Origin of the sequence: Paenibacillus sp. FSL R5-0378, from assembly GCF_038009285.1 — a bacterium.
Classification (GTDB): Bacteria; Bacillota; Bacilli; order Paenibacillales; family Paenibacillaceae; genus Paenibacillus_AQ; species Paenibacillus_AQ favisporus.
On sequence record NZ_JBBPAY010000001.1, the window covers coordinates 387083 to 408343 of the forward strand.

The following is a 21261-nucleotide window of genomic DNA, read 5'->3' on the forward strand; positions in this document are numbered from 1 at the left end:
GCTGATCCCGGCCCTCGCGGGCTGAACCGCGATGACCGGGGCTCAGAGCCCCCAGCCGGAGAAATCCTGCCGTATCCTCCGGTATCCGGCAAGTCAGCCGCCAAACATCCCATTTTATGGAAAAATTTAGCTTCCGAAAAAGAAGAATCGCCTAGATCCATCCAGCTTCATGGCGAAAGTTCACGAAATCGATGAATCCTGTGGTCCGCTATAGCCCATTAGGGTCATTTTCATCTCGGAACGATGGCTATACAATTACCAATGTGCCGGCCGCAAGCGGCGGTAACGGCACCGAATTCAAAGTAGGTGAATCCTTGATATGTTCAAACGTAATATGAAACCGCTATGGGTGTGGATGCTGGTGATCTTCATCGGAGTGCTCATTCATCCTGCCTCCAGTTCGGCCCATGCCTATCTGACCAAGTCCAGCCCGTCCGATAATGAAGTGATGACGCAGACGCCAGCCAAAGTGACGCTTCAGTTCAACGAGGCGCTGCAGCCGGCCTTTCACTCCATCATCGTGATGGATTCGTCCGGAGCAGAGGTTAACCAGGGCAGCAGCAGAGTTCCGGCCGGACAGCCGGCCGTCCTGGAAGTCGACCTGAAGACCGGTCTTCCGGACGGTAATTATACAGTTCAGTGGAAAGCCGTCTCCGGCGACGGCCATCCGGTGAACGGAACGTTTCCGTTCCAAATCGGCACAGGCAGCCAGAATACGGCCAGCCACATTGTGTACGCGGGCTATACGCCGGGCGCTGATCTAATCCTGATCCGCTGGGTCTTTTATGTAAGCTTGGCTTTTCTGCTTGGCGTTTTATGCTTTTATCTATATTTGCTGCCTGCGGGCGGAGGGTCCCGGCATCCGGTGTTATCTCCTCGGAGCCGTAAGCTTCTGGGCATATCCTATGCCGCTCTGATCCTCGGTGTGCTCCTGAGCCTGCCGATGCAAACGGCGATCGAAGCCGGAGTCGGCTGGAGCGAGGTGTGGAACGCAGAGCTCCTCGGCAAAATGCTGCGCATTACGAGCTTCGGCCATATTTGGCTGGTGCAGGTGATCCTTGTACTGTTCCTCGGCGCACTGCTCTATGCCGCAACCCAGAGCACCGAGCAAAAAGGGCTCCGTGCGTTGTATGCGGGCACACTGCTCACCGGCGTGGGGCTGCTGCTGTCCAAGGCATTCATTGGGCACGCCGCTTCGGCCGAGTCGATATGGATGCCGGTATTTATGGATTTCCTTCATCTCGTGTCGGTTTCCATCTGGCTCGGCTGCCTGCTCGCACTCGGCTTGATTCTGCCTAGGGAGGCATCGCTGCCAGACGAACCGGATCTTCGTAAAAAGAGTTACTTCGCGGTCATCGAGCGCTTCTCTCTATGGGGCACCACCTTGGTGGCGGCTGTGCTGATCAGCGGCGTGTACGCCTCGCTGACGTATGTACCGACCTGGTATTCGCTCCTTCACACCGCCTACGGACGCATCCTGCTGCTGAAATGCGTGCTGCTGCTGGTGATGCTCGGCTTCGCCGCCGTGCACCTCATCCGCGGGCAGCGCCGCAGCAAGCCGCTTGGCGCCGGCGTATGGATCGAATTCGCGGCCGGCATTGCGGCCCTGGTGCTCGCCGCCGCCCTCTCGAACCTGCCCCCGGCATCTTCCAATCCGGGGCCGGTGAGTGTGCAGCAGACGCTGGATAACCGCAACGTCGTCACGCTGCAGATCAGCCCGAATATCGCGGGCGAGAATACCTTCGAGGTAGGCGTGAAGGATGCCAGCGGCAAGCCGGTGCAGGGCATTCAGCAAATCAAGCTGACGCTGACCTCGCTGGACATGGATATGGGCAAATACGAAATCGAGATTCCCGGCGCCGATAAGACGTATAAAGCCCAAGACCTGATCAGCATGGCAGGCCGCTGGAACGTCCATGTCCATATTTTGACCGAGTCCCTCGACGCCTGGGATACCGACTTCCAGATTACCGTCGGAAGCAGCTGAAGCATGCGGGGCAAGTGATATCGGCCTCATCACAAATACAATATAAAGGGGTATTGAGCATGAAAACATTGTTGAGCAAACGCATCCCGTTCTTGATCACGGCAGCCGCCGGCCTGCTTTTGTTTTCCGGCATCGCCAGCGCCCATGTGACGGTCAAGCCGGCCACATCGGCTCCGGGAGCCTGGGAAACGTACACGATCAAGATTCCGTCTGAGAAAGAAGTGGCCACTACCAAGGTAACGTTAAAGGTTCCAGAAAATGTGGACCTTAAACAGTACCAGCCGGTGCCGGAGTGGAAAGTCACGACCGAAAAGGATGCCTCGGGTAAAATCAAAACCATTACGTGGAGCGCTACCGGGGTCGGCATTAATGCCGGAGAATTCCAGCAGTTTAACTTCGTTGCGCAGAACCCGGACCAGGATGCCGATGTCGCCTGGGACGCCTACCAATATTACAAAGACGGCAGCATCGTAGAATGGACGGGTGACGAAGGCGCGGATTCGCCTCACTCCATCACCAAAATCACCGCCGCGGAATCCACGGAGCCTGCCGATCACGGCCATGACGACACGGCCTCCACGGATAACGGAGCCGGGGCCGACACGTCCGCTCAGGACCAGGCTGCCGCATCGACTCCTGCCCCGGCCACGGCGGATTCCGGAAGCAGCGGCGTTCAGACCGCGACGCTGGTCGCCTCGATTGCTGCCCTGCTGCTGTCCATCGTGTCCTTGATCACTTCGTTTACGAAAAGACGGCAATAACCGACCGGTAAAAACAGCTGATCAGAGGAACTGTCCATGACAGCTCGACAAAGCGATGTTAAAGACAAAAAGAAGCTGCACCGCATCAAAGCGGAGCAGCTTCTTTTTCGTTGCCGGCGGGTATCAAGCGTTGCCGCCTGGGCACCCTATACGCTAAATTCCTATTTCTTACCACTGTGTTCGAGGATCATATCTACGAACAAATCGATTTGGCCCATAATAGCAATCGGATCATAGCGGTAGAACGTGTCAAAGTCGTTATAGAAGATGCGGTCGTTCTTCGCGGCCGCCAGGCTGTTCCATACCGGGGAAGCCTTCAATTCCTTTAGCTTGTCGCCCTTCTTCTCCGGATCGTAGGTCGTCAGGAACATGTAATCCGCCGCATACTCCGGCAGGAGTTCCATGGACAGCTGCAGCGTCTGGTTTTCCTTGCTGTTCTTCGCAGGACGTTTCAGCTGAAGTGCATTGTACAGCACCTGGCCGCCGCGGCCGGCATTGTCGCCAAATGTCCACAGCTCGCCCTTGTCCGTCAACTCGTAGATGCCGAAGGTGGCGTTCTCGTCCACGACGCCTTTGAGCTTCTCGCGGGCAGCCGCTGCTTTTTCGTCAAACGCTTTGATGAATTCCTCCGCCTTTTCCTTTTCGCCGGCAATGTCGCCGAACAGGCGCACCGTATCGTCAACGTTAGTTGCTGTGCCGTAAGGAATGTAGATTGTCGGTGCGATTTTGGACAGTGCCTCATAATTGTCGTCATACATGACGACGATCAGGTCGGGTTTGAGCGAGAGCGCCTTCTCGGTATTGATTGGATAGCCTACATCCTCTACTCCGTTCAGCTTATCCTTCAGGAACGGGTTTTGGAAAATGCTCGGTTCCGCGCCCACTACAGGGGCGCCGACGGACAGCAGCTCGCCGCCATAATAATCGGTTACGATGCGCTGCGGCTTTACGGGAATCTCCACGTCGCCTTTTTCTGTCTTGTACGTACGCGTTCCTCCGTCCGACGCCGTTTCCTTTGAATCCGATGCGGCTGTCTCCTTGCCTGAAGTTTCGGCTGCCGTCCCGCCGGATGCCGCTGACCCGCTGCCGCCGCTATTGCCGCCGCAGGCCGTCACCAGCATGGATAGCATGACCACCAGGATCATGACCGTAAACAATGATTTGGACCTTGTAAACATAATAACCCCCCATAGGTATGTAATTCATCAGTAATGATAATCATTATCAATTGAAAACTTAACAGCTCGCCGTTCCCTTGTCAATCTTTATTTTCTTGCCGGGAATTCAGCACCGCCCGCAGATTTACCCGATATCTGTAAGGTTTCACCCAGGCACTTCCTTATTGAGAATGGCCTTTTTCCAGTGCATTGCAGAACCAACGCTCAATTGTGCCAGATTTATGCCGATTTCATATTTCTCATTGCCAAGAGGCCTGCTGTTCATATAAAATGAGTAATTGAGAATGAAGTGAGAATGAGAATCAATTTCATGGAAATAGGTGACAATATATGAATCAGCAGGCAGCAGCGAATATGACCCCGGACTCCAAGGAACGCCTCCGTTCCCGTCCGAAGACCGCCAGCCTGATCCTTATCGGCGGCCTTGCCGCGCTCGTTCTGAGCATGGGATTATCGATCTCCTTCGGAGCGGCCAATATCCGGCTGTCTGAAGTATGGTCGGCCGTGTTCAATTTCCATGCGGATGTGGTCAATCACCAAATTATTCGGGATTTGCGCCTGCCGCGGGTCCTTGCCAGCGCGATGATTGGCGCAAGCTTTGCGGTAGCCGGAGCCCTGATGCAAGGGATGACCCGCAATCCGCTCGCTGACTCGGGACTCCTTGGCATTAATGCGGGTGCAGGCTTCGCCCTTGCGCTATGCTTTGCCTTCTTCCCCGGTCTGTCCTTTATGTACTTGATCCTGTACGCCTTTCTCGGCGCGGGGGTTGGTGCCGGGCTCGTCTACGGCGTCGGATCGCTCGCTCCGGGAGGGCTTACCCCGGTACGCCTCGTTCTGGCCGGTGCAGCGCTCAGCTTGCTGCTGACCGCGCTCAGCGAAGGCGTGGCGCTGTACTTTCACATCGGCCAGGATCTGGCCTTCTGGTATGCCGGCGGCGTAGCCGGCACGAAGTGGGTGCAGCTCAAGATCATGTTCCCATGGATCGCCGGCGCTCTGATCGGCTCGCTGCTCATTTCGCGGTCGATTACAATGCTGAGTCTCGGCGATGAAGTCGCCAAGGGGCTCGGACAGCGCACCGCCCTAATCAAGCTGGCCGCCGTGCTCATCGTGCTCGTTCTGGCGGGTTCCTCGGTAGCCGTGGTCGGATCGGTGGGCTTCATCGGGCTCATTATCCCGCACGTCACCCGTTATCTCGTCGGCGTCGATTACCGCTGGATCGTCCCTTGCTCGGCGGTGCTGGGCAGCCTTCTGGCGGTCCTCGCCGACTTGGCGGCAAGAATGATCAATCCGCCGCATGAAACCCCGATCGGGGCGATCATCTCGCTGATCGGCGTTCCGTTCTTCCTCTATCTTGCACGAAGAGAGGTAGGGGATCTGTAATGTCCGAACGACAAGCGGTTTCTACTTACGAACAGCGGAGAAAGCTTCGCGGCATGACCGTCATGCTGATTCTCGCGCTGCTCATTGTTGCGGTCTTTATTATCAGCATGAACACCGGCTACATACGGTTAAGCCCGCTCGACCTGATCCGGACGCTGTTCGGGCAGGGATCGGATCAGGAGAACCTGATTCTCTTCGAATTCCGGCTCCCGCGGATCGTCATTTCGGTGCTGATCGGCGCGGGACTGGCGGTGTCCGGAGCGGTCATGCAGGGGATTTTCCGCAATCCGCTGGCCGACCCCGGCATCCTCGGCATCAACTCGGGGGCGGGGCTGATGGTCATGCTGCTCGTCTCGTTCTATCCGACGACGCAGGCGATGCCGGTATTCCTGCTCCCTCTCTTAGCCTTTGTGGGCGCAGGATTGACGGCGGCACTGATTTATTCCCTGTCCTACACGCGCAACAAGGGAATCCGCCCGATCCGGCTGATGCTGACAGGCATCGCCGTCGCCGCCGGCATTCAGGCGGCCATGATCGTGCTGACGCTCCGGTTGAAGCCGGAGCAGTATCAATTCGTCGCGACATGGCTCGCGGGGAGCATCTGGGGAACGAACTGGAAGTTTGTCCTCTCCCTTCTCCCCTGGATCGTCGTCCTGGTGCCGTACATTATTTATCGGGCACGGGTGATGAACGTGCTGCAGATGGGAGAGCAGATGGCGACCAGCCTTGGCGAAAATGTACGCAAAGAGCAGTTCCGCCTGCTCGCCGCTGCCGTCGCCCTTGCTGCGGCCAGTGTAGCCGTCAGCGGCGGGATCGCCTTCGTCGGGCTCGTCGGTCCGCATTTGGCCAGACGCCTCGTCGGTCCGAAGCATCAGATGCTGCTGCCGGTCTCGGCGCTCATCGGGGCGCTGCTCGTTATCGCGGCCGACACAATCGGCCGCTGGATTCTGCAGCCTTCCGGCGTACCGACGGGCATCGTAGTCGCCGTCATCGGCGCACCTTATTTTCTGTATCTGCTCGCCAGAGCGAAAAGTTAAACGCCAGTGCTTGATATAGATTATTTTTTCCGACATTTGGATCGGATCATACCTGAATGGACTTGGAGGGAAAACCATGAGTGAATCATTGGAGCTGTACGACGTAACCATCATCGGAGGTGGCCCTGCCGGCATGTATGCGGCTTTTTACAGCGGGATGCGCGACCTGAAGACCAAGCTGATCGAAGCGAAGGACGAACTGGGCGGGCGGATGCTGATTTATCCGGAGAAAATGATCTGGGACGTCGGCGGTACGGGACCGATCCTATGCCGCAACCTGATCGAGCAGTTGAAGCAGCAGGCGCTGACTTTTGATCCGACCGTCGTACTGGGCCAGCAGATCGTCGGCCAGGAGCGCCTGGAAGACGGCACTATTCTGCTTACTTCCTCAACCGGAGAAAAGCACTGGACCCGCACGGTCATCATGGCGATCGGTTACGGCATCCTGGAGATGGCGAAACTCGACATCGAAGGTGCCGACAGGTTCGAAGTGAGCAACCTTCACTATACGGTGCAGGAGCTCGAGCCCTTCCGCGGCAAGCGCGTGCTCATCTCCGGCGGTGGCGATTCCGCCGTGGACTGGGCCAATGAGCTCGAGCCGATCGCAGCCAGCGTCTGTGTAGTACATCGGCGCGAGCAGTTTGGCGGCCATGAGCGCAACGTGGTTCGCATGAAGCAGTCCTCCGTTCAGATCCATGTTCCCTATACCGTCCGCCAGCTGCACAGCAGTGACGGGTGCGCGATCAACCAGGTTTCGATCTGCCATGAAGAGAGCGGCGATACCCTTCGCGTGGACGTTGATGCGGTCATCGTCAACCACGGCATGCGGTATAACTTTGGGGCGATCCGCGACTGGGGCATCGATATGGGCGAATGGACGGCGAACGTCAGCGACAAGCTGGAAACGAATGTGCCGGGAATTTTTGCCGCAGGAGACTTTGTGGATTACAGCAGCAAAGTGAGACTGATCGCAGGCACATTCACCGATGCTGTGCTTGCCACGAACAGCGCCAAGCTCTACATGGATCCCGAAGCGCCCAAGGTTGCTTATGTTTCTTCGCACAATGAGCGGTTCAAAGAGAAAAACCGGGCGCTTGGCGTCATCGACGAAGACCACTAACACCGGGTACCGGCCAGGAAAGACTGTCTAGGGTTCAGGACATGAACCATTAACAAGATAAATTAACTGAACCAGAACCTTCAATGGGGATACTTCAATCCGAATCCCATAGAAAAAAGGCCTGCATGATCGGTGCAGACCTTTTTGCCGTTTATATCGGATATTCTATGATTTCACACGGGTTCATTGCTTAGGAGTCGATCTTGACGCCCTTCTTGGCCGATTTCTGATCGGCACTCGAATTGTTCAGAACAGGAAGCATTTTCGTATCCCGCACCATCGGGGAATTACACAACCTGCAGGTCGGCTCATGCTCAAAGGCGAAATTATCGCGCATCCACCCTTTGCACCCTTCCTTCGTACAGGACCAGATCGCTGTATTTTCCTCAGGTATTTCCTCCATCGACTTTTTGCGGTAGTTCATGCTCAGTCCCCCTTTTATGAAGTATAAAACCAAACTGTATAAACGGACGCCCTGCAGCAGTCAACCTCCGCCAAGAACGGATCTTGGACAAGCCTGCTTGGTCTATATGAAAAAACTGCCCTTAACGAATCTGTTAAGGGCAGCCGCTTGTTGATGTTACAGTTTCACTACGTTCTCAGCTTGTGGTCCACGGTTGCCTTCAACCACGTTGAATTGGACGCGTTGTCCTTCGTCCAACGTTTTGAAACCATCACCAGTGATTGCACTGTAGTGTACGAAAACATCGTTTCCGCCTTCAACTTCGATGAATCCGAAGCCTTTATCGGCATTAAACCATTTAACTGTACCTGTTTGCATGGGGCTGTACCTCCAAAATTGAAATTTAATATGATCCTTCTTTTAAATAAAGCTAAAAAAAATTCACACATTGAAAAAAGTTCCATCGTAAACATGATACCCTTTTCAATATGTGAATTGGTTTCAAATTTTAGAACTGAATACAGTGTACCACGGAAATCACCAAAATGCAAGGATTTGGGAAATGTTGATATGCCATGCCAAGATATGACTTCGAGCTGACGGCATTTGGGCAGGTTAATCATTTTATCGGGCTTACAGCAATATAGTGTTACGAGCACGTCGGGCCGACATGCTCCTTAAAGAGGTTGTTCAAAAAGTCCGCTTTTGATTACGAAGTAAATCGGGAAGCTGATTCGGCATCGAATCTTGAATTCAGCCGGGCCTAAGTGGATGCTTGCGTAGTATGTTTCCTTCGGAAACATTTCCGGTGCTCACGTACCCACTACGTACGCTCTGCTCCTCAGTCCCTTGCTTCATTCAATCTTCTCGGTGCTGAAAACTGAACTTTTTGAACAAGCACGCACTTAAAGGTTACATAGGAAGGGAGGTATATTTCTGATCGAATTCAAGAACGTCAGTAAATTTTACGGCAGCTTTCATGTCCTCCAGAATATCGACCTTCGGATCGAAGAGGGCGAAGTGGTCGTGATCATCGGGCCGTCCGGTTCCGGCAAGAGCACCCTGCTCCGCTGCATCAATCGGCTGGAAAAAATCTCGTCGGGCGAGCTCTACGTAAACGGAACGGCGCTGCATGACAAAAAGATCGACATTAACCGGTTCCGTCGCGAGATCGGCATCGTCTTTCAGCATTTTAATCTGTATCCCCATAAAACGGTGATCGACAACATTGTGCTTGCGCCGGTCAAGGTGCTTGGCCTCTCCAAAGAAGAAGCGGCCGAGCGTGCGACCTCTTATCTGTCCCGCGTCGGCATTGCGGATAAGGCATCCAGCTACCCTTCCCAGCTCTCGGGGGGACAGCAGCAGCGGGTCGCAATCGCCCGGGGCCTGGCCATGCATCCGAAGATCATGCTGTTCGACGAGCCCACATCGGCTCTCGATCCCGAAATGATCGGCGAAGTACTGGACGTGATGCGCTCTCTCGCCTACGACGGGATGACGATGGTCATCGTTACGCATGAGATGGGATTCGCCCGCGAGGTTGCCGACCGTGTCGTTTTTATGGACAACGGTCAGATCATTGAGGAAGGCCCGGCGGCAAGCTTCTTTGACCATCCGCGGGAAGAGCGCGCGCGGACGTTTCTCAGCCGGCTGATTCATCATTAAATCCAGTGGAAGCATATGGAAAGGGGTTATTGAATTCATGAAAAAACCTTTGAGGTGGAGTGTTGCGTTTGTCCTGTTGGCGATGTGCCTGGTGTTCACGGCCTGCGGAGGCTCGAAGAGCGAGCCCACGGCCGCGACCGGCGGCGGGTCGACCGACACGACTGCAAGCGGGAACAAGGACGACGGCGGAGACACGGCTGCCAAGGGCGGCACGCTGGAAGCGATCAAGGCCCGCGGCAAGCTTATCGCCGGCGTGAAATACGACACCAAGCTGTTCGGGTTGAAAGACCCGACTTCCGGAAAAGTAGAGGGCTTTGACATCGACATCGCCAAGGCGCTGGCCAAAAAAATACTCGGCGATGAAACCAAGATCGAGCTGAAGGAAGTGACGTCCAAAACCCGCATTCCGCTGCTGCAGAACGGGGACATCGACCTTATCGTCGCCACGATGACCATCACCGAGGAGCGCAAGCAGCAGGTCGACTTCAGCGACGTCTATTTTAAAGCGGGTCAATCCCTGCTCGTGAAGAAAGGCAGCGCCATCCAAGGCCTGGAGGACTTGAAAAAAGGCGTGAAGGTGCTGACCGTCAAAGGCTCCACCTCGGCTAAAAACATCCGCGAAAAGGCGCCGGACGCTACCGTGCTGGAGTTTGAAAACTATCAGGACGCATTTACCGCGTTGAAAGCCGGCCAAGGGGAAGCCCTGACGACCGACAACGCCATCCTGCTCGGCATGCAAAAACAGGATCCGAACTACGTGCTGGTCGGCGGCACCTTCACCGACGAGCCTTACGGAATCGCCATCAAAAAAGGCGACGCCGAGTTTGTGAAAACCGTCAACGATCTGCTCAAGGAAATGAAGGACAGCGGCGAATACGACAAGCTGTATGAGCAGTGGATGGGTGTCAAACCCGAGTAGGGCCTTGGCTTTCGCTGCCTTTCCCGGCACGCTGCGGGGAGCCCTGAAAACCTTTAAGAAAGGACGAAGGCCATGCCGGGCAAATTTGACATTCACGTCTTGTTTAACCACTGGGACCGTTTTGCCGAAGGCTTTATCCACACGATCGAAGCCAGCGTCCTCGCCTTGATCGGGAGCTTCGTGCTCGGCGTGATCATCGCCGTGATGCGAATCTCCCCGATCCGGGCCCTGAATGTGATCGGAACGGTGTATGTTGAGTTTATCCGCAACATCCCGCTCCTGCTCGTCGTGTTTTTCTTTTTCCTGGGAATCCCGTCGCTCGGACTGCCGCTGGACGGCTTTACCTCGGGGACGCTTGGGCTGATGGTCTACACCGCCTCTTTCATCGCGGAAGCCATCCGTGCCGGCATCCAGTCCGTACCGGCCGGCCAGACCGAGGCCGCCCGCGCGACGGGACTGTCGTATATCCAGACGATGCTTCACATCGTGCTGCCCCAGGCGATCAAGATTGTGCTGCCGGCTATCGGCAACCAGTTTATTAATCTCGTTAAAAATTCGTCCATTCTGGCCGTCGTGACCGGGATGGACCTGATGTATTATGCCGACCTGATCAACTCCGACACCTTCCTGCCCCTGACCGTGTATACGATCGTCGCCGTCTTTTACCTGGTGCTTACGCTTCCGCTCAGCTTTGCGGTCCATTACATGGAACGCCGATTCCGCTCGGCTGACCGATAAAGGGGCTTTATTCTGGCAAGAGGAGAAGATGCCGCCATGGATTTTATAGGTGCCTATTCCCTACCCAACGTCAAGTTTCTGCTTGAGGGGTTTCTCGTTACGATCGAGGTCGCGGTGTTGTCCATTGTGTTCAGCTTCGTGCTGGGAACCGTTCTCGGGACGCTGCGTTACGCCAAAATCCCCGTATTGTCCCGGATTGTCGCAGCCATCGTCGATATTATCCGGAACCTGCCGCTGCTGCTGATCATCTTCTTCATGTACATCGTGCTTCCCCAGCTCGGCATCAAGATGTCCCCCTTCTGGGCGACGGTCGTCGGCCTGACCTTGTTCGAAGGGGCCATGATTTCGGAGATCGTCCGCGGCGGACTCAATTCCGTGGACCGGGGACAAATCGAGGCGGCCCGCTCTTCGGGGCTGAGCTATATGCAGACGCTCCGGCATATCATTCTGCCGCAGGCGCTGCGCCGCATGGTTCCGCCCTTGGTCAGCCAGTTCATCTCGCTGCTCAAGGATACGTCGCTCGCGGTTATCATTTCGCTTCCCGAGCTCATGCACAACGTGCAGATCCTGCAGGGACACAGCCCGAACTACGTCATCCCGGCCCTCATCTTCGCCGCCGCCCTGTACTTCATCGTGAACTACATTCTCTCGATCATCGCCCGGCGGCTGGAGGCCAAGACGCTCTGATACGGCTGCTCGGCCCGGACAAAGAAAACAAGCCCAGCTCTCCCCTTCATGGGTGAGGCTGGGCTTGCTTGTGCTTCGTGCGTATCGCATCAAATATGGTGCGGGTGGTTAACGCGCCAGCGATACCACCAGCGTTTTGATTTCGTACGGCTTGAAGCGCAGCTCCGTACCGTTGCCCGACACGCTCAACGGCTCGCCGCCTTCTTCCATTAAATTCGTCTCGGCCGCCGCGCTGACCACACCGGCCTGCGGGTCCAGCTCGACCCGGACGCGGGTGCGGATGCCGCCGTATTCGTACATGCGGATGACGATATCGTCGCTGTCCTCAGCCTTTTTGACCGTGTCGATCATAATATTCGGCTGATTCACCTTCACCAGGCCAAGCGCCTCCGGCAGAATGCCTTCCTGTACCGGTACGGCCAGCAGCGGCGTGTTCAGGCCGCAGGCCGCCTGATGGGTTCCGCCTTCATACCAGCCGCCGCGGTGCGGATACAGCGAATACGTAAATTCATGCTCACCCTGATCGGCGGTTCCGTCCGGATAGACGGCGGACTTGATCAGGCTGAGGCGGATGACGTGGTTGCGGATGTCATGCCCGTATTTACAGTCGTTCAGCAGGCTGACGCCGTAACCGCCCTCGGAGAGGTCCACCCAGCGCTGCGCCACGGATTCGAACCGGGCGTAATCCCAGCTCGTGTTCCAGTGGGTCGGACGCTCCACGTTGCCGAACTGGATCTCGTAAGTGGCTTTGGTGGAGCGGATGTCGACCGGAAAAGCGGCCTTGAGCAGCTGCTGGTGCTCGTGCCAATCCACTTTGGTCACAAAATCGATCCGCGGGTCGTCCCGGTACACCGTGAACCGCTGCTCGATGGTGGAGTTGTGATACGCATACACCATCTTGATCACGCCGCGCAGCGGCCCTTCCTCCAGGACCGTCAGTTTCTTCAGGTCCTCGACCGTCCGCATTTTTTCCTGGTAGAAAATATCGATGTCCCAGGCGTCGTGCGCCATCGGCTTATCCTCGAACACCTGCAGCACGTTCGCCGGCTCGCCCGGTTTCAGCACTTCGCGGTCCGCCTGCTTGTCGTACAGCGATACCAGCTGACCGGCTTCGTTCAAGCGGATGCTGTAGAACGGCGTTTCCACGACGTCCCCCGTGATCTGCCAATCCGTCTCAACCGCTGCAGCGGAAGCCGAACCTGGGGTGCCCGATCCCCCGCTGCGGCCGTAAATGGTCGTGTAGCCGTAGGCCGGCACATCCTTCACGGTAACCAGCACGCGGGATGATCCATCCTCCTGCGCAGGAATGATCTGGGTCGGCAGCTCTTCTCCGGCTGCAGAATACCACACCAACTGTTCGGCCCCTTCCACGGAAACTTCGCTGACGAAAGAGCGTTCCCAGCCGAGCGGATTGAAAATCCGGACAGGGAGGCCCTTTCCTTCCGCCTTGACGGAATCCGGCTGTGCGCCCGCTTCCCCGCGGCCCTCGGCGGTAAACTGCGACAGCCCCTGTTCCAGCACCTGCACGGCCAGCTGCTCGGCCTCAGCGTACTCGACCCGGCTGTCCTCATACACTTCGTGAATGGACGAGCCCGGGATGATGTCGTGGAACTGGTTGCGCAGCACGATCTCCCAGCTGTCCGCGAGGCCTGCGGCCGGATAGGCATAGCCCGGATTCAGCATCAGCGCCAGCGCGTTCACGAATTCCGCGTTGTGAAGCAGCTGCTCCATTCGGCGGTTCATCCGCTTGTTATAAGCCTGGGACGTGTAGGTGCCGCGATGGTATTCCAGATACAGTTCCCCGTCCCACAAGTGGAGCTGCGGATTATCCTTGACCCGTTCCTCCAGCTGTTCGAAGAATGCTTCCGCTCCGCCCTGCTTCACCTGCGGCGCCGCCGGCATGTCTTCATAACGGCGGGCCGCTTCGAGCATATCCCGGGTCGGACCCCCGCCGCCGTCGCCCCAGCCGTAGGCGAGCAGCAGATTCTCGTTGATGTCCTTCTGCCGGTAGTTATCCCACAGCCCCTGAATCGAGGAGCCGGTGATGTTGCCGTTGTACGTATAAAACCAGCTGCCGTCGTTGTCCGGGGTCGTGATGTAATGCGTCAGCATTTCGGTGCCGTCGATGCCCCGCCACATGAACGTGTCATACGGGAAGCGGTTGTACTGGCTCCAGCTGATTTTGGTCGTCATGAAGTAGTCGATGCCGCTCTTCTTCAAAATTTGCGGCAGCGCCCAGCTGTATCCGAACACGTCCGGCAGCCATAATACGCGGTTGTCGACGCCGAACTCCCTCTTGAAGAAGCGCTTGCCCGTCAGCAGCTGCCGGACCAGCGACTCCCCGGAAGGAATGTTGCAGTCCGACTCCAGCCACATCGCCCCGGTCGCTTCCCAGTTGCCTTCCTTCACGCGATCCTTGATTTTCTCGTACAGCGTCGGAAAATCCTTCTTCAAATAAGCGTACAGCTGCGGCTGGGACTGAAGGAAAACATACTCCGGAAAGCGGTCCATGAGCGTCAGCACCGTCGAGAACGAGCGCCCGGACTTCTCCCGGGTATGCTTCAGCCGCCACAGCCAGGCGACGTCGATATGGCAGTGACCAACCGCGGTGATCTGCGGCCGCGGGCCGCGCGGAATCGCCTCAAGCCGCTCCTTCAGCACGTACAGCGCCTGCTCGGTGGAGGAGTAGAAGCGGTCCGATCCCGGCGCGCTCCAGTCCAGCAGCCGGAACGCCTCCTCCATTGCAGAGGTCATCGCCTGCTTCTCCAAGGCGCGTTCGTCCAGCAGCTTCACCGTCTGCAGCATGTGCAGCGCCGTATAGTACAGATCGTCGGTTGCCGCGTCCAGTACTGCAAGTTCCAGCACATCAACCCGATGATCAAACGGCATATGGCTGCCATTCGGGGGCGTCAGCCCGCTCCATGCGCGGATGGCCAGCTCCACGCGGCCTTCGTCCACAGCCTGCGCCGGGAAGAACAGCTCGGCATGGTTGCGGTCCACGGCCTGCGCCGGTTCCCCGTTCAGATACACCTGGCCTTCATACCCGCTGCAGTTGCCCCCGCCGGTTTCCCCAAGCTTGATCAGTCCTACGACGTCCTGCGCCCGCCACGATGCGGGAAACGTCACGTCGGCGATGAACCAGGCGTAGCGATCCCTTCCTCCCCAGCGGTCCCCTACCTTCACGACCGGCTGGCTGCCTGCGGCGGCCTTCGCTTCCGCCAAACTCTCCACATCCGGTACGATATGCATGTTCTCCAGCGGCTTGCGGTCCCGGTATCTCAGCCCGGCCAGTTCCTGAATGCGCCGCTCCAGCTTTTCAATCATAAATCTCATGGATGATCACCTTTTCCCCTTCTGCATCCTTCCGTCTCCGGCCATGCATGCTCCCGGAATTTCCGGAGTAATAAATTGCTGCTTCGTCGGTTACAGCACATCGGCAATAAGTTTGCTCGTATTAATATATATAATATAGCATTTATGTATAATATAAAACAAAAAAAACAGCATCTCTTGTTTCAAGAAATGCCGTTTCTTGTTTCCTCTGGTTATACCGGGCCTGTCGTATGGTGAATGACGAGACGGGGTTTAAAAATCCGCTTCGTGTACTTGACGTCCTTGATGTTCCCTTCCAAAATATCCAGCAGCAGGCTTGCCGCCTCGCGACCCATTTCTTCCTCGCTTTGATCGATATACGTAAATACGCTGAGCTCTTCGAGCATAGGACTCGGGTTATCAAACGTGACGATGGACAGGTCACCCGGGACATCCAGCCCCAATTCCTTGGCCATGGACCACAGGTTGACCCCAAGCTTGCAGTTCAGCGCGATAAACGCCGTCGCCATCCGGCTCTTGAGGAAGCGGTACAGCGGGTGATCCGTACGGGAAGGCCCCTTTGGGATGCTGAAGTCGGTAAGAATTAAAGCGGGATTGATCATCGCGCCCTTGTTCTTCAGCGCTTCGTTATATCCTTGAATCCGTTCATCGACCGTCACCGTCGGTATTGGAGAATCCGAGCATATCGCAATGTTCCGGTGTCCCAGCTCCCACAGATGATCCACCGCCAGGATGGAACCCAGAGCCGGATCGGACAGGACCACGTTCGTCTCTACGCCGGGCAGATGCCGATCCAGGAGCACAAACGGGTAATTCTGCATCTTCAGCGCGATAATTTCTTCACTGTACACCTCGGCATCCACCGGAAAAATAATCAGCCCGTCCGTCGTGCTGCGGAGCTCGCGGATCGCTTCCTTCTCCAGTTCCTTGGAATTATAAGTGAACATGACGACCAGCGAGTATTTGCTCCCCGACAGCGCGCTGCGGATCCCCCGTACCATTTGGATCGCAAAATAATCTTCAATGGAAGGAAACACGAGCCCGATCTTGGGAGCCGACGACGATTTGGCCTCAGAGACGAGGGAGACCGGATTACCCGATATGTACTTCTCAGGCACGCCCTTGACGTAACTTCCCCGGCCCGGAATCCGGTAGATCCAGCCTTCGCCCGCCAGCTCGGCCAACGCATTGGCCACGGTGATCCGGCTCACCTGAAACTGGTCGATCAGCTCCTTCTCGGTCGGAATCCGGTCGTCTTCCTTCAGCTGCCTGGAAGCAATCAACTGCTTGAAATGGTTTTGTATTTGAATGTACAGCGGCTCCCTGTCCTGGCTCATGACAATAATCCTCCAATACCTGATCTTTCGGTCATCTTCCTTTTAGCATTATATCCCATGGGACATACATGTCAACGCCGCTGCCCAGCCGCAGGCTCATCCGGACCGCTGAATATCGTACCGGATATCCAGGAAACGGAGTCCGAAAATCCACATCCGGTGGCGGGCCGTCAGCCGCTGCCCGGACTCCCCCTCCCGGATCCAGAAGGTTTCCTTCAGGGGCAAACGCATCGTGAACCATGAGGCATGCAGGTAAATGCCCTCATCGCCCCGGTGAGCCGGGCTGTGGGCGCTGGTTAAGACGAGCCCGGAGCCTTCATTATACAGGCGCAGCATCCCGGTCATATTGGTGCCCGGCAGCGGCAGGGCGATATTCATGTAGGGCTCGTCTCCGAACCAATGCAGGGAATAGAGCGCAATGAAAATCGCCTCCCCCTGCCCGTTCAAACGCTGCCAGGCGCGAACCCGCTGCCTGCCGTCCCTGCCCGACGCCACCGGAAGAACCCGGCCGTACATCCCCTGCCACCCTTTAAATGTGCCAAGATGGATCTGCCCGATCCGGCGGCTGATGACTTGATAGACCACAGCCAGCGGCCTAAACCACCCGGCCCAGCGGATGTCGGCCCGCATCGCGTACTGATCGGTATGCTCGTAGAAATCCCGAATGACGGGCGACAGCCTCCGGGCGCGGAACGAGGCGGAGTCAAACCCGTCGATCCGGTCGACCAGCCCTGAGTAGGATGCCGTTTCGTCAAGGAGTCCTTCCCTGCTTAAGAAGTGGCGCCCGATATGCCTTCCGCCGGTGATGGAGCTTACCGGTTTGCCATAATAGCTCTCCTTCGGGAAGTTTCCCTCCAGCAGCCAGCCCGCAAGCGACGGAAGAGCTACGCCTACCGCGTTCATCAAGCCGTGAATCCAGATCATCCGGTTGATCGAGAGACTCCCGAACCCCATCGCCCTTCCGGCTGCGTAAATCAGGGAGAACAGAATCGTCACCATCAATACGAGCGCCGAAAAAGAAATGAGGTATTTGGCCTCCCGCCGGGTAAAGGAAGCTTTGAAAACAAGCAGTCCGTAGCCGTACAGGGCAGCCAGGTACGCCGCCACCAGAATGAACTCAAGGGCGGTGGAAAAAGCAATGCCCAGCGCAATGCCGGCCGGGGCCAGCATGATGATGACGGTCGAGGTTAAGTACAGCTTCCGTCCAACCGTTATTTTTCGCCCCAGCAGTCCGGCCAGGATCGGGATAATAAATGAAGAGTAATGAAAATGAACGGCTGTCAGCATGATGAGCACGTCCGAAAAATCCATTATACGCCAATGCAGCGACGCAGCCAGGAACCAGAAACCGCCACCGGCCAAGTACATCAGTCCGAAATCCACCGCGGTTTCAGCAAGCGGATGCAGTCCCCTCTCCAGCAGCCGTCTCAGCCCATACAGCGCCGTAATCACCGTAAAAGCCACCCAGGGAAGGCATAACAGCGGGATATCTCCCATGAAGGAGAGTGCCGCACAAACAGCAGCCGGGGGGTAAAGGATCGTCATGATTTTGTACAAAGCCATCGTTTTCCCGTTACGCAGGCGAGCATCCACGAGCATTAAGAAACCCGGTACCAGCACCAGCACCGCCAGCATCAGCACCGCTTCAAGCACTTGAAGCTGCCGCCCGCTGACGCCGAGAAACATCACATACAGCAGCAATCCGAACCATGCGTTACGTTTCATCCCGGCTTCCTCCGCTCCCGTCTTTCCTTGTTCCCGTAAAACTCCCCTTATAGGCGAAAAGGGTGCCGAACAGCGGATTGCGCACATGCACCCGAATCCGGAAGCACTGCCGCTCCTCGTCGTAGGACTCCACGATCTGGGCCGCCCCGTGAAAAACCCGGGGAAGCGGGATCCGCATGCCGAACAGGGGCAGCCACTGGCTTCTGGAGGAGATGTGCATGGCTCCTTTGTCGTCCACGTGGAGGGACAGGGAGGAGCCGAGCAGTGCCGGCTTGCCGAACAAGTCTAGGATCTGCTCCTCCTCACTGTCCCATTTCATCACGGCATCGAAATGGCGCTTTTTGCCCCGGAAATCAAACGTCCGATCCCAATGTACCGTCTCCTGGCCCTTTGTATCCCGGGATACTTTGTTGTGGATCACAAAAGGGATGTTCCGGCCCCGCTCGGGAAAGAACAGACGGGCCCGAATGCCCAGCACCATCATGGCCCGTATGGCAAACGAACCGCCGCTGATTTCCTCCATCCGGCCGGCCCCGGTAAACACCGCATCTCCCGTCAGCCGGTAACGCTCCTGCAGCTTGGGATGCAGCAGCTGATAGGTATCGCCGAGCGCCTGTTCATAGATCGATTTCATAGGTCACCTGCCTTCTTTCGGCGGCAGCGGGCGGCGCTGGGCAGATGTCGGCTGTTCCCGTAGCCGATCAGCGACAGGACGATCAGCATACCGTTTAGCGTCACGGGATTAAACGGGGCAACGAAACTGCCGATATCCCCGATCCCCGCAGAGGCGGTCAGACCGCAGATGGCAACGATCTGGAGAATAAACAGAGGGCGCTTCAGCTTATACAGCGGCAGCAGCCACACGAGTCCAAAGAGCATTTCCAGTATGCCGACCATCCGGATCATCGCCACGCCGCTGCCCATGCTCCCGGTTACGGCTTCCATCATGCGAATTTCGTCCGGATGGGCCATGATTAGCTTGGGAACGAGGCCGTGGTACAGCCATACAAAGGCGATCACCCCGCACACGGTCCAGTACGTGAGAAAGCGCTGGAGCAGCAGCTTCGGATGAAATCCCTGCTCCAGCCACATTTTTAACGCGTCAAAGCTCCAAGCCGTCGCCCATCCGAGCAGCGGCCTGAACAGGTAGGCATCGGCAAGACGCCCCGCCGCGCCGAAAGCCGACTCATATTGGTACAGCGTCTCGAAGCCGATACCGCCGTCTTTCTTCGTATACTTCCAATACCCGCTGCCCTTTCGGATGAGCGACAGCCGGTCATGCGTCCAAAACTTCAGCGAGGAGACCCGGTCCCCGGATTCCTTCTCCACTTGTCCCGCCGATTCTCCCTCGCCTGCAATATCGATGCCCATGCCGATCCGGGTTCGGTACCGAAAACGTTGAGGCTCATCCTGCGCCCGCGGCAAATACGAAATTTCCGTAAACCGGGCATCCCATGCGGTATGCAAATCCGGGTTCTGGGTATATTCCCATAGCTTATCCATCGTTGTGTCGATATCGATTTGCACATAGATGGGCCGTTGCTTTTTCATGGCGTCTCCCCCTTGCTTTGCTCCCTTCCTAATTCGCGGAAAAAGCCCGATGTCCTTCTAAATTCCTTCCTGTTTAGACAAGATCATACACCGATGGCATTTGTTCGGAGGCCTCCGGCGGCGCGAAAGCTGGAAGGAACTGGCGAAGAAAGGGCGAATCCTTAATAGATTGTTATAATCTGCCGATGTTGGGGAGGAAAAAGTCCATGAGTTTTTTAGACCGTTTGGAAAAATACGCCGAGCTCGCCGTCCATGTTGCGGTTCATATTCAGCCGGGGCAGTCCTTGTGGATCAGCGCTCCGATCCATGTGCCGGAATTCGTGCGCATGATCGCCAAGCAGGCTTATCAAGCCGGGGCAAAGCTGGTTCATATTGAGTGGCAGGACGAGATCAGCACACAGCTGAAGTATCATCTCGCTCCTGACGAGGCTTTTGAGGAGTACCCGGTGTGGAGAGCAAAGTGGGTTCAGGAATTCGCCGAGAACGACGGGGCATTTCTTTTTATCGAATCGGCCAATCCCGAGCTGCTGAAGGGCGTGGACCCCAAGCGGATCTCAGCCCATTCCAAAGCGGCAAGCGCCGCACTCTCCAAATGGCGGGAATATATGTCCGCAAGCAAAATGACTTGGTCCATTATAGGCGTCCCGTCCGAGGCCTGGGCGAAGCTGGTCTTCCCGGACCTAACACCGGAAGCTGCGGTCGAGGCGCTGTGGGAGGCGATCTTCCAAACCGCCCGTGTGAGCGGCGGCGATCCCATCCAGGCTTGGAACGAGCATAATGCGAATTTGCGCAGCAAGCGCGAATATTTGAACCGTAAGCAGTACAAGCAGCTTCATTATAAAGCTCCGGGCACCGACCTGCTGATCGAGCTTCCGGAGCATCATGTCTGGAACGGCGGTACCGCCCGGAATGAAGCGGGCAATGAGTTCAACCCGAACGTTCCGACGGAAGAAGTGTTCACTTCGCCCCGCAGGGAAGGGACCCGGGGAACCGTCCGCAGCACCAAACCGCTCAGCTACCAGGGAAACTTGATCGAGAACTTCAGCCTGACGTTTGAGGACGGAAAAGTCGTCGATTTTACGGCAGAGAAGGGTTACGAATTTTTAAAAGGCATGCTCGACATGGACGCGTCGGCCCGCTATTTGGGCGAAGCCGCGCTTGTACCGCACCACTCGCCCATTTCGGAGACCGGGCTTATTTTCTTCAATACGCTATTTGACGAAAATGCATCGAACCATCTGGCCCTGGGCGAAGCCTTCCCGACCTGCATCGAGAACGGAACCTCGCTCACCCGGGAAGAGCTCGACCGTGCCGGGCTGAATCACAGCATGATCCACGTGGATTTCATGATCGGCTCTGCGGACATGGACATCGACGGCATCACGGCGGACGGCCAAAGAGAACCTGTATTTCGTAAGGGCAACTGGGCGTTCTGATCTA

Annotated in this window: 18 protein-coding genes; 10 read left to right on the plus strand and 8 right to left on the minus strand. The window is 56.6% G+C overall.

What is annotated here, in order from left to right; all coding sequences use genetic code 11:
- The first annotated feature begins 319 nt into the window (after positions 1-319).
- Both MKY74_RS01770 and MKY74_RS01775 read left to right on the plus strand, forming a co-directional pair.
- A complete protein-coding gene (locus tag MKY74_RS01770) occupies positions 320-1987 on the plus strand; it encodes a copper resistance CopC/CopD family protein (RefSeq protein ID WP_084203973.1) in 1668 nt (555 codons plus the stop codon).
- Positions 1988-2046: 59 nt separating this feature from the next.
- Positions 2047-2748: a YcnI family copper-binding membrane protein gene (locus MKY74_RS01775; RefSeq protein ID WP_076172691.1), complete on the plus strand. Its 702-nt coding sequence runs from the start codon at positions 2047-2049 to the stop codon at positions 2746-2748.
- Between the two features lie 161 nt (positions 2749-2909).
- On the opposite strand, the gene MKY74_RS01780 is transcribed toward MKY74_RS01775, so the two are convergent.
- On the minus strand, positions 2910-3926 hold the full coding sequence (locus MKY74_RS01780; protein WP_076172688.1) for an ABC transporter substrate-binding protein: 1017 nt from the start codon (positions 3924-3926) through the stop codon (positions 2910-2912).
- A gap of 330 nt (positions 3927-4256) precedes the next feature.
- On the opposite strand from MKY74_RS01780, the gene MKY74_RS01785 reads away from it, so the two are divergent.
- The 3 genes from MKY74_RS01785 to MKY74_RS01795 all read left to right on the plus strand — a co-directional run bounded on the left by MKY74_RS01785 (position 4257) and on the right by MKY74_RS01795 (position 7463).
- Positions 4257-5306: a FecCD family ABC transporter permease gene (locus MKY74_RS01785; RefSeq protein ID WP_076172685.1), complete on the plus strand. Its 1050-nt coding sequence runs from the start codon at positions 4257-4259 to the stop codon at positions 5304-5306.
- Complete coding sequence (locus tag MKY74_RS01790; RefSeq protein WP_076172683.1) at positions 5306-6343, plus strand: FecCD family ABC transporter permease; 1038 nt, start codon at positions 5306-5308, stop codon at positions 6341-6343. The genes MKY74_RS01785 and MKY74_RS01790 overlap by 1 nt, the downstream gene beginning before the upstream one ends.
- A 76-nt stretch (positions 6344-6419) precedes the next feature.
- On the plus strand, positions 6420-7463 hold the full coding sequence (locus MKY74_RS01795) for an NAD(P)/FAD-dependent oxidoreductase (protein WP_076172681.1): 1044 nt from the start codon (positions 6420-6422) through the stop codon (positions 7461-7463).
- 190 nt (positions 7464-7653) lie between these two features.
- Here MKY74_RS01795 and MKY74_RS01800 read toward each other — a convergent pair whose 3' ends face one another.
- Both MKY74_RS01800 and MKY74_RS01805 read right to left on the minus strand, forming a co-directional pair.
- Positions 7654-7887, minus strand: coding sequence for a cold-shock protein (locus MKY74_RS01800; protein WP_076172678.1), 234 nt, complete (start codon positions 7885-7887; stop codon positions 7654-7656).
- Positions 7888-8043: 156 nt separating this feature from the next.
- Positions 8044-8244 carry a cold-shock protein gene (locus MKY74_RS01805; RefSeq protein ID WP_076172675.1) on the minus strand — a complete coding sequence of 67 codons (201 nt, stop codon included), beginning with the start codon at positions 8242-8244 and terminating at the stop codon, positions 8044-8046.
- Between the two features lie 558 nt (positions 8245-8802).
- On the opposite strand from MKY74_RS01805, the gene MKY74_RS01810 reads away from it, so the two are divergent.
- From MKY74_RS01810 to MKY74_RS01825, 4 genes are all read left to right on the plus strand, one after another.
- Positions 8803-9531 (plus strand): amino acid ABC transporter ATP-binding protein, encoded by a 729-nt coding sequence (locus tag MKY74_RS01810; protein WP_076172673.1) that lies wholly within the window; start codon positions 8803-8805, stop codon positions 9529-9531.
- Positions 9532-9568: 37 nt separating this feature from the next.
- A complete protein-coding gene (locus MKY74_RS01815) occupies positions 9569-10450 on the plus strand; it encodes an ABC transporter substrate-binding protein (protein WP_076172670.1) in 882 nt (293 codons plus the stop codon).
- A 72-nt stretch (positions 10451-10522) separates the two neighbouring features.
- Positions 10523-11188, plus strand: coding sequence for an amino acid ABC transporter permease (locus MKY74_RS01820; protein WP_076172668.1), 666 nt, complete (start codon positions 10523-10525; stop codon positions 11186-11188).
- Between the two features lie 36 nt (positions 11189-11224).
- Positions 11225-11875, plus strand: coding sequence for an amino acid ABC transporter permease (locus MKY74_RS01825; protein WP_076172665.1), 651 nt, complete (start codon positions 11225-11227; stop codon positions 11873-11875).
- Between the two features lie 108 nt (positions 11876-11983).
- Here MKY74_RS01825 and MKY74_RS01830 read toward each other — a convergent pair whose 3' ends face one another.
- The 5 genes from MKY74_RS01830 to MKY74_RS01850 all read right to left on the minus strand — a co-directional run bounded on the left by MKY74_RS01830 (position 11984) and on the right by MKY74_RS01850 (position 19821).
- Entirely contained in the window at positions 11984-15208 is a 3225-nt protein-coding gene (locus tag MKY74_RS01830) for an alpha-mannosidase (protein WP_076172663.1), read from the minus strand.
- 212 nt (positions 15209-15420) lie between these two features.
- Positions 15421-16545, minus strand: a complete 1125-nt coding sequence (locus tag MKY74_RS01835) for a GntR family transcriptional regulator (protein ID WP_076172660.1) — start codon at positions 16543-16545, stop codon at positions 15421-15423.
- A gap of 96 nt (positions 16546-16641) precedes the next feature.
- A complete protein-coding gene (locus tag MKY74_RS01840; RefSeq protein ID WP_076172657.1) occupies positions 16642-18270 on the minus strand; it encodes a YndJ family protein in 1629 nt (542 codons plus the stop codon).
- The gene (locus MKY74_RS01845) at positions 18260-18904 is read right to left on the minus strand and encodes a DUF4166 domain-containing protein (RefSeq protein ID WP_076172655.1); all 645 of its coding nucleotides are present in this window, start codon (positions 18902-18904) and stop codon (positions 18260-18262) included. The genes MKY74_RS01840 and MKY74_RS01845 overlap by 11 nt, the downstream gene beginning before the upstream one ends.
- Positions 18901-19821 (minus strand): DoxX-like family protein, encoded by a 921-nt coding sequence (locus tag MKY74_RS01850; protein ID WP_076172654.1) that lies wholly within the window; start codon positions 19819-19821, stop codon positions 18901-18903. Before MKY74_RS01850 ends, MKY74_RS01845 begins: the two co-directional genes overlap by 4 nt.
- A gap of 206 nt (positions 19822-20027) precedes the next feature.
- Here MKY74_RS01850 and MKY74_RS01855 point away from each other — a divergent pair, with 206 nt between their 5' ends.
- Entirely contained in the window at positions 20028-21257 is a 1230-nt protein-coding gene (locus MKY74_RS01855; RefSeq protein WP_076172652.1) for an aminopeptidase, read from the plus strand.
- Positions 21258-21261: the final 4 nt, after the last annotated feature.

Coding starts and splice junctions, on each gene's coding strand:
- MKY74_RS01770 (WP_084203973.1), top strand. CDS start 320: ATGTTCAAACGTAATATGAAACCGCTATGGGTGTGGATGCTGGTGATC.
- MKY74_RS01775 (WP_076172691.1), top strand. CDS start 2,047: ATGAAAACATTGTTGAGCAAACGCATCCCGTTCTTGATCACGGCAGCC.
- MKY74_RS01780 (WP_076172688.1), bottom strand. CDS start 3,926: ATGTTTACAAGGTCCAAATCATTGTTTACGGTCATGATCCTGGTGGTC.
- MKY74_RS01785 (WP_076172685.1), top strand. CDS start 4,257: ATGAATCAGCAGGCAGCAGCGAATATGACCCCGGACTCCAAGGAACGC.
- MKY74_RS01790 (WP_076172683.1), top strand. CDS start 5,306: ATGTCCGAACGACAAGCGGTTTCTACTTACGAACAGCGGAGAAAGCTT.
- MKY74_RS01795 (WP_076172681.1), top strand. CDS start 6,420: ATGAGTGAATCATTGGAGCTGTACGACGTAACCATCATCGGAGGTGGC.
- MKY74_RS01800 (WP_076172678.1), bottom strand. CDS start 7,887: ATGAACTACCGCAAAAAGTCGATGGAGGAAATACCTGAGGAAAATACA.
- MKY74_RS01805 (WP_076172675.1), bottom strand. CDS start 8,244: ATGCAAACAGGTACAGTTAAATGGTTTAATGCCGATAAAGGCTTCGGA.
- MKY74_RS01815 (WP_076172670.1), top strand. CDS start 9,569: ATGAAAAAACCTTTGAGGTGGAGTGTTGCGTTTGTCCTGTTGGCGATG.
- MKY74_RS01820 (WP_076172668.1), top strand. CDS start 10,523: ATGCCGGGCAAATTTGACATTCACGTCTTGTTTAACCACTGGGACCGT.
- MKY74_RS01825 (WP_076172665.1), top strand. CDS start 11,225: ATGGATTTTATAGGTGCCTATTCCCTACCCAACGTCAAGTTTCTGCTT.
- MKY74_RS01830 (WP_076172663.1), bottom strand. CDS start 15,208: ATGAGATTTATGATTGAAAAGCTGGAGCGGCGCATTCAGGAACTGGCC.
- MKY74_RS01835 (WP_076172660.1), bottom strand. CDS start 16,545: ATGAGCCAGGACAGGGAGCCGCTGTACATTCAAATACAAAACCATTTC.
- MKY74_RS01840 (WP_076172657.1), bottom strand. CDS start 18,270: ATGAAACGTAACGCATGGTTCGGATTGCTGCTGTATGTGATGTTTCTC.
- MKY74_RS01845 (WP_076172655.1), bottom strand. CDS start 18,904: ATGAAATCGATCTATGAACAGGCGCTCGGCGATACCTATCAGCTGCTG.
- MKY74_RS01850 (WP_076172654.1), bottom strand. CDS start 19,821: ATGAAAAAGCAACGGCCCATCTATGTGCAAATCGATATCGACACAACG.
- MKY74_RS01855 (WP_076172652.1), top strand. CDS start 20,028: ATGAGTTTTTTAGACCGTTTGGAAAAATACGCCGAGCTCGCCGTCCAT.